This window comes from Flavobacterium sp. GT3P67, assembly GCF_004349155.1.
Classification (GTDB): domain Bacteria; phylum Bacteroidota; class Bacteroidia; order Flavobacteriales; family Flavobacteriaceae; genus Flavobacterium; species Flavobacterium ranwuense.
Genome location: NZ_SMLF01000003.1, coordinates 133,649 through 147,015, shown reverse-complemented (window position 1 = coordinate 147,015; position 13,367 = coordinate 133,649). Strand labels below are relative to the sequence as shown.

At 32.5% G+C, this 13,367-nt stretch carries 14 protein-coding genes; 12 read left to right on the top strand and 2 right to left on the bottom strand.

Annotation, left to right across the window (positions count from 1 at the left end):
- Window positions 1-2 precede the first annotated feature (2 nt).
- From E0H99_RS07040 to E0H99_RS06990, 11 genes are read left to right on the top strand one after another with little or no spacing between them, the layout of a single operon-like run.
- Window positions 3-794, top strand: a complete 792-nt coding sequence (locus tag E0H99_RS07040) for a hypothetical protein (RefSeq protein WP_131992988.1) — start codon at window positions 3-5, stop codon at window positions 792-794.
- Between the two features lie 12 nt (window positions 795-806).
- The gene (locus E0H99_RS07035) at window positions 807-1,829 is read left to right on the top strand and encodes a hypothetical protein (RefSeq protein WP_131992985.1); all 1,023 of its coding nucleotides are present in this window, start codon (window positions 807-809) and stop codon (window positions 1,827-1,829) included.
- Window positions 1,830-1,842: 13 nt separating this feature from the next.
- Window positions 1,843-2,400, top strand: coding sequence for a hypothetical protein (locus E0H99_RS07030; protein ID WP_131992982.1), 558 nt, complete (start codon window positions 1,843-1,845; stop codon window positions 2,398-2,400).
- Entirely contained in the window at window positions 2,397-2,891 is a 495-nt protein-coding gene (locus tag E0H99_RS07025; RefSeq protein ID WP_131992979.1) for a hypothetical protein, read from the top strand. Before E0H99_RS07030 ends, E0H99_RS07025 begins: the two co-directional genes overlap by 4 nt.
- A gap of 10 nt (window positions 2,892-2,901) precedes the next feature.
- Entirely contained in the window at window positions 2,902-3,783 is an 882-nt protein-coding gene (locus E0H99_RS07020) for a hypothetical protein (protein ID WP_131992976.1), read from the top strand.
- Complete coding sequence (locus tag E0H99_RS07015; protein WP_131992973.1) at window positions 3,783-4,007, top strand: hypothetical protein; 225 nt, start codon at window positions 3,783-3,785, stop codon at window positions 4,005-4,007. Before E0H99_RS07020 ends, E0H99_RS07015 begins: the two co-directional genes overlap by 1 nt.
- Before the next feature lie 58 nt (window positions 4,008-4,065).
- On the top strand, window positions 4,066-4,383 hold the full coding sequence (locus tag E0H99_RS07010) for a hypothetical protein (protein WP_131992970.1): 318 nt from the start codon (window positions 4,066-4,068) through the stop codon (window positions 4,381-4,383).
- On the top strand, window positions 4,380-4,931 hold the full coding sequence (locus E0H99_RS07005) for a hypothetical protein (protein ID WP_131992967.1): 552 nt from the start codon (window positions 4,380-4,382) through the stop codon (window positions 4,929-4,931). Before E0H99_RS07010 ends, E0H99_RS07005 begins: the two co-directional genes overlap by 4 nt.
- Complete coding sequence (locus E0H99_RS07000; RefSeq protein ID WP_131992964.1) at window positions 4,915-8,679, top strand: phage tail tape measure protein; 3,765 nt, start codon at window positions 4,915-4,917, stop codon at window positions 8,677-8,679. The genes E0H99_RS07005 and E0H99_RS07000 overlap by 17 nt, the downstream gene beginning before the upstream one ends.
- A gap of 2 nt (window positions 8,680-8,681) precedes the next feature.
- Entirely contained in the window at window positions 8,682-10,931 is a 2,250-nt protein-coding gene (locus E0H99_RS06995) for a hypothetical protein (protein WP_131992961.1), read from the top strand.
- A 7-nt stretch (window positions 10,932-10,938) separates the two neighbouring features.
- On the top strand, window positions 10,939-12,135 hold the full coding sequence (locus E0H99_RS06990; RefSeq protein ID WP_131992958.1) for a hypothetical protein: 1,197 nt from the start codon (window positions 10,939-10,941) through the stop codon (window positions 12,133-12,135).
- Between the two features lie 32 nt (window positions 12,136-12,167).
- Here the strand turns inward: E0H99_RS06990 and E0H99_RS06985 are convergent, their stop codons facing one another.
- Together E0H99_RS06985 and E0H99_RS06980 are read right to left on the bottom strand one after the other, a co-directional pair.
- Window positions 12,168-12,359: a hypothetical protein gene (locus E0H99_RS06985; RefSeq protein WP_131992955.1), complete on the bottom strand. Its 192-nt coding sequence runs from the start codon at window positions 12,357-12,359 to the stop codon at window positions 12,168-12,170.
- Entirely contained in the window at window positions 12,359-12,574 is a 216-nt protein-coding gene (locus E0H99_RS06980; protein WP_131992952.1) for a hypothetical protein, read from the bottom strand. The genes E0H99_RS06985 and E0H99_RS06980 overlap by 1 nt, the downstream gene beginning before the upstream one ends.
- A gap of 87 nt (window positions 12,575-12,661) precedes the next feature.
- Here E0H99_RS06980 and E0H99_RS06975 point away from each other — a divergent pair, with 87 nt between their 5' ends.
- Complete coding sequence (locus E0H99_RS06975; protein ID WP_131992949.1) at window positions 12,662-13,354, top strand: hypothetical protein; 693 nt, start codon at window positions 12,662-12,664, stop codon at window positions 13,352-13,354.
- Window positions 13,355-13,367: the final 13 nt, after the last annotated feature.

Sequence of the window (13,367 nt, the reverse complement as noted above, 5' to 3'; positions counted from 1 at the left end):
AAATGAAAAGAGAAGATTTCATTAAATCGTTAGCAGATGCGCTAAAAGTTGATGCCAAGATACTGGCAGAAGAATTGAACAAAGAAGATGACATTAAATTGGAGCTTCCAAAATTGAACGCTTTTACAGAGGCAGAACTTGCCACTAGAGATGCGAATATCAAAAAAGGAGGTTACGATGAAGGTGTAACAGTTGGTTTTGACAAATCAGCGAAAAAGTTAAAAGAAGTTGCTGGAGTAGAAGTAGAAGGTTTGGACATTTCTAAAATAGCAGAAGCGATTGTTTTAAAAACAAATACTGACGCTAAGACAGAACCAAACGCCAAAATCAAGGAATTGAGCGAATCACTTGCAAAACTTCAAACAACCGTTACAACGTTGGAAGGTGAAAAAGAAACGCTTAACAAAAGCTTTGAAGGCTATAAAACGGAAAGTCAATTGCTTTCTGAAATTCCAAAAAACAAAGCTGGACTTTCAAATAAAACTGTTTTAGCAGAAATGAGAGAAAGCGGTTATGATTTCACTAAAGATGGTGTTACCAAAAACGGGGAATTACTAAAAGACAATCTTCAAAACCCAGTTAAAAGACAAGAAGTGTTTGCTCAATTCCTAACTGAAAAGAATTGGATTGAAGTTGACAAAGATGGTCGTGGTGGTGGCGATGAAGGCGGTAAATCTTCAACGATTAAAACAATGGATGATTATCAAAATTACTGTAAAGATGCCAAAATTGATCCTTTGTCAGAAGACGGTAAAGCGGTATTGATTCAAGCAAGAAAAGAAAATAACTTTTAAAACTTAAAAAAGATGGCAAATTATATTACATCATTATTATTAGACTTTCAAACGAAAGCAGGAGGTGTGTTCAAGGATACCGAAATGAGAGAAAAACAATCGCAATTACTTTCGTTGTTTATGAAAAATCCAACGTCTGTAATTCCAGATTACGACAAATTGAAGACTTCAGATCAAAGAGCTGGAGCGGTTTACTTGTTGAAAAGAACAATGGAAACTTTAGGAACTAACAGGGCTGCATTGCACGCTGGTAATTTCGGAGATTCATTTAAAAAGGATTTGACTTGGAAAACATATTCAAGACCTTTCAAATTGTCTATGAAAGCCGGTGACAGAAATATCTTTGACAATCCAGAGCGTTTCAACAATGAAATGAAAAATGCAGTTTTAGATATTCACGCTGGTATTGATGCTGATATTGCAGCATTTTTGGCACTTCAAAAAACCCAACTGGCTAAATCTCCAGTAGGTAAAGCGACCTGGAACGGAACAACTTTTGTTTATGAGGTTGCAAATGCAGAAAAAGAATACTACTTCCAAGTATTGAAGTCAGCAATGAGTGCTAACGGACATCGTGGAGCTTTAGATTTAGTCTCTGATTCTATCCAAAAAATGGAAGCTGAAAGATTATTTACCAATGGAACTACCAACGCTAAAAATACAGCGTTCCAAGCAAGTAACTTGACAATATACGAAGATCACAATTTAGCAGATGTAGCTTACAAAGGATTGTCTTATGCAATTCCAGAGGGAGCAGTTGCAGCTTTACCGTGGATTCCAATGGCTAACCGTACAAATCAAGGAGATGAAAACGGAGCTACTGGATTGCTTACAAGTTTTGCAGATCCTTTGGGAACTGGTTTGACTTTCGCATTGAGTATGTACAAAAAAAGAGCAGATACAAACACAACAGGCGGAGAGTATCAAGATTTCATCACAGAATTTGAGGTGTCAATTGACATGGCTTACGTTACTGCTCCATTGTCTGGGACAAACGAATCAGCGATTGTTAAATTCGGTCAATTAGGAGCTTAATCCAAAATAAAGTATGAATCATTTAGAAGCATATAATAAAATCAAAAACCGTGTCGAGTGGGATAAATCACTCGACACGAGATTTGAGTTCATAACTTATAAAACTCCAGAAAGCGGACGTTTTTTGCAAGAAGAACATCCATCAGTAAGGATTGAAATAGTTTATGAAACGCTGTTTGATGTAGATATTTCAAACGCTGATTTTGAAAGCAAATTGGAATACATAAAGCAAAAAGCGATTTTACAAATGCTTCATGATGTTTTCAGCGATCAAAAAGACATTTTGGATTATTGGATTGATGGATATGTAGGGTTATTTGATTACGCTATCATTTTGAAAAACTCTAACAATGTAATGTTTGATGTGATGAATTCCACTCGAATTAATTTAACAGAAACTGTAACAGATGATAATCTTAAACGATGGTTTATTGATCTTAATGGATTGAAAGACTCGGTTAACGGAGTTTACACACAAAGTTTTTCAGACAGGTATCGCAGGGAAATAAATCGCATCAGAAAGGTTTTGTTTATCAGAAATAAATCTATGAAAGTAGTCACCGCAAGATGATAGTATTAAAAGTAAATCCCGTAGGAATAGATAAGAAAATACAAGGTATTCAGTCTTATCTACACGAAAATCTAACAGGGTATAATTTGGAGGTATTGGGACGTGCGGAATTGAAAGATAAAAAACCAATTGTATTCTACAAAAAAAACGACTACAAGGATGTTTTATTTATCAATCCATTGACTAACGGAAAAGTTTTTTTTGTTGATAATGAAACTACAAAAACAGAGGGTAAAAATCTAGTCACTGATGTAGATATTATCTTTTTGCTGGATGTTCAGAAAATTAAACCAAATGTTGTTCATCGACCAGATGAAGAAATTAGAATTGAAATTTTAGAGATTTTACACCGCTATTTGAAAAGAACTGAATTCGAAATAACTAAAGGAATCGAAGCTTTGAAAGGTTTTGAAACTAAGTTAAAAGATTTACAGCCTTATCATTTTGTAAAATACTCTTTTGAATTAAAATATAATAGTAACGAATGCTAAACTAAAAATTATGGCAGATTTAATTAATGAAGTTTGCGGAACAGATGCAGCTTCACAACCTAAGAATTTAGGAGGTAAAAAACAATGTATTGAGGGGGCTGTATTAACAGGATTCTTAGCAAAAAACGATTTTTCGTTTGATTCTGTTGCAGATGCAAAAGACCCAGTAAAAGTAAAAGCGGCTATTGCTGCAAAAAGCATTGTACCTCTTCCAGAATTTGAAACTGTGGAAGATGAGAATACAGAAGCTACAACCGTTGAGAAAAGAAGAAAAACAATTATTTCTAAACAAGGAGTTGCGGGTAGTAAATACGGTCTTGATGCTTCTATGTGTACTTATGCTGGTTTGAAAACTTATCAAGATTCAGATTACACAAGAATTTTTGAAATCACCGATGCAGATGATGAAGAGATGACTTGTGATATTGACGAAGCTGGAAAAGTGTTTGGTCGAAAATTGACAAGTACAATAGTAGGATTGAGAACCAGAACAAGTCTTGAAAATGATGCAAGCGTACCTTTGAGTTTAAAATTCTCAAAAGACACGTATAGCATTATCAAAACAGAAAACAAGTTTGCGGACTTGGAAGGTATTTTTGATATTGAGTTTGAAATCGTTGGAATCCCAACGGCAACGTCAATTAAATTCAAAGCTTTGTCCGGTTGTTCTGGAAGACTTATAAAATCTTTAGAAGATGGAGACTTTGTATTAAAAAATGCTGCTGGAGCAGTTCAATCGGTAACTCTTACGGCTCCAGATTCTAATGGTGTTTATGAGTTAGTGGGTACTGCATTCGCTAACGGATTCATTCTTTCAACTGCTGGAGTAGTTGCAAAAGAGGAAGCTAATTACGAAGCTCCGGTTGCTCTCACAATTAGCGGAATAGTATAATGAAATTCACTTATAAAGGGATTGTTTTCGCAAAGGATTATAACAAGTCCTTTGCGGAATTTGAAAAAGATTTTGGCTCAAATCATATTTTCAATGAAATTCCACACTTAGAAAGAGCAAAAGAGTTGAAGAAAGTTCACAATGACTTAATCAAGCACAATGGCAAATTTCTTGACAGTTCAGACAAAGGCGAAAAGCATAAAGCCGAACCAAGTAAGGAGTGAATTATTTAAGTTCATTCGATCAATTGAACAGGAATTAGTTGCATATAATGTAGCTACTTTGAATCAAGATAGCGAAGATGTTACAGGAAAACCAATTGGGTTTTATTCTCCAGCAACGGAGTTGATAACCAATGGTAGAAAAAAAACTGGAGAGCCTTTCGATTTAACTGAAACAGGCAAGTTTTTAGATGGAATTTTCGCTAAAGTTCAAAGCAACTCTATTCTTTTTGACACAACTGATCCAAAGAAAAAAGAGGTTTTGAAAAACTTACTTACAGATGATATTTTCGGACTTCAAGACAATGATTTAAAAATGGTGATTGACGAAAGACTTTCACCATTTCTTTTAAACTACTACAAAACAAAACTGATATGATCTTTAAATCATTAGATACTATTCCAGCAAAAATTTTCTATAAAATCATGGGTAATGGAGATGTCTCGCTGTTATCTGACGAATCAACTCCTATCAATGAGCTAGAGGTGATATGGGAAGAAATTCAAGCAGAAGATGAGGTTTTGAATTCAGAACAAAACAAAAGAATAAAAACTTATTCTAAAATAGAATCTCTTTTAGCAAAACTAGAAAGCATCAAGCACGCAGTATATTATTTAAAGATTAAAGATGATGTGGAATTGAGAGACTTACTTAAATCTCACGGTTACAAATACGAAACCAAAGAAGATTTGGACCGTATTTTATTGCAAAGCGATGGTATTAATGACACCATCGATAAATTAAGATTGAAGCTGCCAAAAGAGAACCAAAACAAAAAAAACATTCCATTTGATGAAATGGTTTTATCTGCGGGTGTAATTGCTGGAGTTGGCTATATCGATACCAATACAATTACAAAAACACAACTAGACGGTATCTTAAAAATTACAGAATCTAAAATAAAAGCAAGTGGCAAAGGGAAATAAAATAATCGAAAATGACATTATTGAAAATGAGGTTTATCAAATTGGTCAAAAATTTGGTAAGTCGCTTGATCCTGCCAATAAAGCAATTGAACAATTTGAAAAGAATTGGATTACTTCAATTGAACAAATAAAAAGAGCTTCGTTAGATTATACTAAAATTTCAAAGGAGTTTTCTAAGGTTGGAAATTCAAAAGAGTTTTTAGCAACAAAAAAACAAGAAGAGCAGGTTTCTTTATTAGCAGCTAAAGCTTATGCAGCAGAAAATCAGGCTTTAATTAATCTGCAAAAAGTAGAAACTGAAAAATCAAGAACAGAAAAAGAGAATCTTATTATTGCGAATAAGAAACTTGATTTAGACAGAAAACAAGAAGCTGAAACTAAGAAGAAAATAACTCTAACAGCTCAAGAGAAATATGAAATTCAGCAATTAAATAAAGGAGCTAGAGAGGCTGCTTTACTTTCTTCTGCATTATCTACAGAATACGAAAAACAATCCCTTAGATTAACTCTATTAAGGGCAAAGTATAAAGACGTTGCCCTAATACAAGGCGTTTCAAGCAAAGAAGCTAAAACGCTGGCTTCTGAAATTACAAAGTTAGATACTAAATTAAAAGAAGTAGATGCTAACGCTGGGCAATTTCAGAGAAACGTAGGGAATTACGGAAGCGCAATGAAATCTGCTGGAGCGGCTGCACGTTCGATGGCATCAGCTATGGGAGTTGTTGGTGGAGCTGTTTTATTTGCCACTGTTGTTAAAGATGCTTTTAATCGAGTTCGTGAGTTCGATAAATCAATGCAGAATTTAGCAGGTGTATTGAGAACTACTAGAAGCGAATTAGCTCCGTTGGAAACAAGAATTATAAGCGTTGCAGGAGCTTCTATTAAAACTTCAAGAGAAATTGCAGAGTTAGCTGAAACGCTCGCAACTTTAGGAAAGTCTCCAGAGCAAATAGAAAAGCTTTTAAAGCCAGTAGATGATCTATCGATAGGGCTTAATACAACTGGAGCAGAAGCAGGGGAGTTTTTAATCCAAATGCTAAATGCTTTTGGAGCTAGTGATGATGAAGCAGGTAAATATGCTGATACTATTGCTTCTATTGCCAACTCTACATCTTTAGACTTTATAAAGATGCGGGATTCATTTCAGTATATAGCTCCAATTTCAAGATTACTAAACAAAGATTTGGCTTATACCGGTGCCGTTGTCGGAATATTAGCGGATAACGGATTGAAAGCAGAAAGTTCAGGAAGGTTATTAGCTACTGGAATTCAAAAACTATCTAAGAGTGGACTGACCTTAAATGATGCTTTAAATCAAATTAATGAGGCTCAATCAAAAGGAATAAAAGAAACGGAATTATTAAAAATAGCTAATGGATTACTAGGAGCCGAAGGTGCTAAAGTAGGTATTATTTTAGCTGCTAACACGGGTATAATCGAAAAAAACGCACAAGCTATTAGAGATAATGGAGGCGCATTGGAGGATTTGGTGACTCAACAATTAGAATCTGTTGATGCTAAAATAAAGACATTAGATTCTACTTACGAAGAATTAATTTTAAGTATAGAAAACGGTAAAGGTACATTGTCTAGTGCTTTTGTAGTTTTTTTAGATATAATAACACAAAGTCTAAAAAAACTTATTGAGTTCAATTCTACATACGAAGATTTAAGAGCTAAACAAGCTGGCATCTCTTTTTCGGCTGATAGTAAAATTTATGAAGGATTAGATCCTGAAAGAAAAAAGGCAATTGCAGAACAAAATAAACTAGCAGCGCAATGGGAAATAAGCAGTTTGAATGATGAGCTTAAAAAAGCATCCGCAGATATTAAAAAATACGATAAGATTTCTTTTGGGAATTTATTTAACACTTCAAAACTTAAAGAAGCTCGTAAAAGTATGGATTCTATAAATTTAGCTTTGGGAGTTGAAAAAGGAAGAGTTCAGGCAGCTGATGCGGCTCTTAGTTCGCTTAACAAAACTACAGAAAATACAGTAAAAACAAACAATACAGTTACAGAAGAAACTAAAGAACAAGCAAAAGCCAGAGAAAAAGCCAATAAAGAAAGAGAAAAAGACGAAAAAGCACTTAAAGACCGATTAAAACAATTAGCTGAGGATGCTTATAATTACCAAAAATCATTAATTGAAAGAGAAATAAACGACAATAAAGATATTCTTGATGATGAAAAAAGCACGCTTTTAGAAAAACAAATCGCCAACATCAATTATACTAATGCAAAAATAAGTTTACTTGATTTAACAAAGGCTAAAGAAATAAAAGACAATAGCGTAATTGTTAATGGAAAAGAACAAAACGTTGATAAATTAAAAACTATTGATGAGAAATATAGTCAAGATTTATATGCAATTCAAAAAATAAGACAGGCTAATGGATTAGAGCTTCTTAAAGAGCAATTTGAAGCCGAATTGAAACTGGTGAAAGATGCTGAACAAAAAAAACAAGATGCCGAAAACCAAGAAATAAAAGGCGCTCAAGATACTTTAAGTAGTTCGGCTAGAACTCCAAAAGACATTGAAGCTTACGAAAAAGCAGTATATGAAATTAAAAAGAAATATGCTTTATTAAGAATTCAAGTTCAAATAGATGAGATTAAGGCACTTCAAGCAGATAAAACGCATAGTGTAGAACAACAAGCTGAACTAGCAAAACAATTATCTGTTTTAGAAATTGCTTACTCCAATGTTTCTACTGATCAGATTATCGAAGACAGCAAAAAAGAGTTTGAGGAGCAAAAAAAGAATATTGAAGCTTTAGAAGAAATAAGAAAAAAAGCTTTTCAAGGTTTAATTGATGGATTAGCAGGAGCTTTAGATATTGATTCTTCTGGATTAAATGATTTCTTTAATGTTTTTGAGGGAGGTATAAAAAAACTAACTGATGGCTTAGATGAAACCGGAATAACCACAGCCGATATTTTACAAGGAATAGGAGCAGCCGCACAAGTTACAAGTGATATTATAGGCGCTGTTCATCAAGCCAATATTGAAGAGTTAGAAAGACAAAAAGAAGCTTCTAACGAATATTACGATAATGCTTTTGAACGAGCTGAAGGAGACAAAATACAGCAAGATTTAATTCGTGAAGAACAAAAATTAAAAGAAGATGAATTAAATAAAAAAATTGCCAAAGAAAAAACGAAAGCAGCTAAAGCAGAAAAAGCTGCAGCTATCGTTCAAGCTGGAATTAACACAGCATTAGCAGTTACGGCAGCACTTGCAACAGTTCCGTTTTTACCGCTTGGGCTAGCTATGTCAATTGTTGCAGGAGCTATGGGATTGGCTCAAATTGGTATAATTGCTTCAAAACCTATTCCTAAATTCAAGGATGGACATTTATCTGGAACGCATGAAGGATTGGCGTTGACTAATGACGGTGGACGTGATGAGGTTTGGGAGCGTGACGGAAAAGCACAAGTGATTAAAGGGCGAAATGTTCCAATTATGATGAAGAAAAAAGATAAGATTTACAAGTCAGTTGATGATTATAAAAAGCTAATGCGAGCTTCTATTTTGGCTAGTGTAGATATCGACAATAATAAACTGAAATCTTTTCAAGCGGAACAAGCTTTTTTAAATGCTTCCAATAAAATTGATGAAAAAGCAATTGAAGAAGCTATATCAAATGGTTTCAGAAAACAAAGAGTGAACTTTCACACAACGAATAATAATAAAGTGGATTTGAATTATCCACTTTGGAGGATTAGAAACTTAGACAGAAACTGATTATGGCACTACCTAACGGATCTTATTTTGACAACATTAGGCACACATTATATTCTGTGCATAAACCGCCATTGGTAATTACAGATCCTATTGGTTATGAAAATTCAAATGAAGAATTTACTCGCACTATTAAAAATATAGGAGTAGTTGCAAACTTTTCAAGTGATTTAAAGTTTGTAAATGATGGATTAGATTATATTGAAGATATAATTTTTAACTATGGAGTAAATGAAACAATTACCATAAAGAAAGAAGGGAAAGATCCAAATACTGATGAGTGGATTGAACTTTACTTTGGAACTTTAGATATCATGGTTTACGAAAATGAAGATGGTGTTTTGTCAATAAGAATTAACTCTGGAGGCATTGATAAAATTTTTAAATCAAGGGAAAGCGAAAGCATAGAAATTGAAAGTATCAAAACATTGGACGAAATTGCAATACCAGAATTAGTTACTAAAAAAATTACAAATGAAGGTAGAGAGATATTTTTAAAAACAATTTATAACGTTTTAAAAACAGACAATAACGCTTATTTATACAATCAAACCAATGGACAAACTAGAGGATGTACGGTCAATGTTCCTTTAAATATTTTTTCTAAGTCACATGACAATGCACAATCTCCATATCCAAATACAACAATAGGTGATAATTCACACGATAGAAGCGCTCAAGGCACTAACGAACTTATGTTTTTTGCTAATTCTAATACACAAAGGAATTTAGAAATCAATTTAGATATTTCTTTCAAAGTGAATGTGATAAATTATGATGATGTCCATTGGTCAAAATATTGGTTAAGAATTGCTATATATAAAGATGGAGCATCGTATAATTATAGTAGACCAATTGATATTTGGTACACAGATAATATAAGATCCTTTAATGGTAATATCATAACTAAACAATTAAATTATGTTTTAGATTTAAAACAAGGCGAAAGTGCTTCTTTACAGTTTTGTCAATTGATGGATGGGAAAAACGGACATAGCGCACACTTAGAGGTTAAGTTTGAAGATATAGTTATAAATGAGCCTAAAATGACTATATCAGAAAGCAGCTCTTCTCCAGGTACTGAAACAAAAATGCTTTTAATGCACGAATTAGGTGAAAGACTTTCATTATTGATAACTGGCAAAAGTGGTATTTTTAAATCAAATGTTTTAGGAAGAAAAGAATTAGGATATAGAAAAGATGGAGACTGGGCTTATATATCCACTTATTGTGGACATTGGTTAAGAGGTTTTGACAGGCATCCATTACCGCAACCAGCCACGGAAACAACTCCGGAAATAGTAAATAAATACAAAGCTTATACAACATCATTTAAAGACTATTCCGAAACCTTGAAAGCAATTTTTAATATTCATATAGGTTTTCAGACAATTAACGGAATTGAGCAAGTTGTTGCTGAGAAGTTCAGTTATTTTTTTAATCAAAATATAGTTTTGGTACTGCCATTTCCATTAACAAAAGCAAAAAGATACACAGCTGAAGATTTTATATATTCTAGTGTTGAAGCTGGATATGAAAAGGGAGGTACTGTTGAAGATATTCAAGGATTAGATGAACCAAATGGAAAGTCAAATTGGGTATCGAATATTACTGCATTGAAAAATCCATACACAGCAATTTCAAAATACATAGCTGGAGTTTATGCTGAAGAAAAACAAAGGCAGTATCAAAAAAAGGACTATCCAACTTTAGACAGAGATTTAGACAAAGATATTTTTATAAAAGATTGCAAGCTTTCATTAGGATCAATAAAAGAAAGAACTTGGAAAGATGATTTAGCTGTACCGCCAACAGGTATTTTTAGCCCTAATACTGCTAAAAATTTAAGACTATCTCCAGCTAATAATTTAAGGAGACATGGAGTAATGTTGTCTGCTCCTTTAAAACAGTATCAAAATAAATATTTAGCTTTTGGAAGCTCAACATCAAACAGCGGAATGGTAACGCAACCCACCGACATAGCAAGTCAAGTAGGTGAGAATGGAAGTGTTTTAAATTCAAATTTAGGAAATAGAATATTTGAGCCTTTTTATATTGAAGGAGAGCATATTATAAATACTGAAATATCCAGACTTTTAAGAGGACATTCAAGATTTAACGGAATTGATATACCTAATTTTTATTGCAAAGTTCAATTCACTATGAATGATGATCCTAAAATAAGATACGGGTGGATTATGAGCGTTAAGCCAGATGGAGCAGGTAAATGGAAAATTATAGAAGCATCAAATTAATTAAATTATGTTAAACGAAATCAAACCTTACTTTTTTTATTCGCCAATCAATTCAATTCGCATGGCTGAAGTTGTTGAATGGGGAATTTATAAGCCTAAAACAGTTGGAAATACTTTAAGTTTTCAAGAAAACGGAATTAATAAAAAAGATTTTTTCCAACTCTACCAATTTAACGATGCAGTTAGAAATCAATTCAAGTCTAGTTTTTCAAATCACGAAATAACTATAACCGGATGTGATGGTAGTAATGTAAATGTGCTGCCAAAACAACGCACGGACAATTTAAATATTTTAGATTACAGAACGGCAAAAAAAATAAGCGTTGATGGTTTTCTGGCTGTTTATTTTGGTGTTGGAAGTATCTTGGAATATGGAACTAATGCTTTCATTGAATCTTATAATTTGTATCAATTTTTACCTGATTGGATAACACCAAGTAAAAATATAGAAGTTGATGGTTTTGGAGAAGTTTCAATTGATAAAATAATTTGGTTAGAAGATCAAGCTATTTATGCCGTTCAGACATTCACAAGTTATTCAAACCTAATAGAAACAACGACAAAAGTAAAATCTGTTTACAATAAATTTGACTATGATATTTTTGAATTTGATATTGATTTTTCATTGTTTCCAAAAGGAAAGTATCAGATAAAAATAAAAGCAACTGATGCTATTTTTCAAGAAGTAAACTATTGCAGCGAAAGGATTTCGTTAAAAGAAGTTCATGAAAATACACATCATGTTATTTATGAGAATGATAAAAACAATCAAATAAATTACGGTTGGGGAATTCAACACATGATGAGGTTGGAATGTGAAACCGAATTAAAGTATTCTCCTGAAGGTGAAAATGAAGTTCATAAAACAGACAATGACACTATTTTATTAAATGCTACAAATTTCGAAAGCTACGAAATGGAATTAAGCCCATTGCCAACAGCGATGGCCATAAAGTCAACAAGTGCATTTTCATTAAGTAGTTTGTTTGTTGACACTAGATCTTATGTTGCTGAATCTAAACCAACGATTGAAAAATTATTAAATTCTAATCTTTACGACTTTAAAGTAAAAATAATTCTATCTAATAAACCATACCTTGATAGAAGTAACAATTTTAGAAGTTTGTTAAATCAACATCCATTAGAAGATGTTGATGGTTTAATTATTGGAAATGACAATAATTTAAGTTTTATTATTCCTTAGTTTTTAAAAATCAAAAAACCCGATAATTAATTTTATCGGGTTTTGCTTAGTAATGTGGTATTTATTTTTGAAACAGGAATAGATTTTATCAATTCTTTTTGAAACTCTAACTGTCTTATCTTAATTGCTGAATCTATATAATTTTCAATATTTAATTCAGACAAAATATTTTTTTGTTGATTAAATAAATTTTGAACTTTATTAACTTTTTCTTGAATATCCATCAATTTTTATCTTTTAATTCAAAAATCTTCTTTTTTGTAGCATCATCAATAATAGAAATATTACGGTGTTCATGGTGATGATGGTGATGGTGAACTGATTTATCTATAAAGGTATTTTTACCTTCCTTATCAGGAAACAATAATTCTCCAATGGATTTACCTACAAGCCATCCACCACCTACTAAAACAACAAAAAGAAAGAGTATAAATCCCATATAACAAAAATAGTCATTTTCCACTAAACAAAGGTATTTTCCAAAACAATAGTTTTCATAAGAATTAATTTTATAAAAATTTTAATTATGCCAACTATAGAGGAAAGACTTGGAGTTATAGAAGGGTTTATTTTACTCTCTAAAAAAGGTGAAAACCTTGATAATCTACCTTTAACGGCAACAGGAAATCATGTTTTAGTTTTTAATCCCGTGACAAAAAGGATTGAAAAAATCCCCAATAAATTAGAATCTTTTTTAAAAATAGGCACTTTCGAAGGAGATGCTGATGACATCATTGATAGGATTAACCAAATAGACAATCCAGCTGCTGACATAGATTTAAAAGGAACTACAGATAACGGAAATCAAACCGACAATCCAATAGAGATAGTTGATGATGATGGTTATTTTTCTGTAGAAAATACTTCCAGAAGTAAAGGAATAAAAGTTTTTCAAGATTTATTTAATTTCTTCTCTGGCACATCTACACTCGGTTTAAAATTCCCAACACTAACAAGAAATTCCCAACAAACTTTTCAAGATAAGTCTGGAACTATTGCGCTGCTCGAAGATTTAGAAGATAGTTTAGCACCAGCTAACATTTTCAAATTCGTTCAAAAGGGATTGAATAATTCAGACTTAGAAAATTATGAAATAGGAGATGTTTTTTGCGGTTGGTCAAATGACGGAACTCAACGATTTGCAGAAGCAAAATGGTTGGGAGGTTCATTATTTGATTCAGATAATTTCCTTCCATTATTACCAATATTAATTGATTAATTATAATTAAATA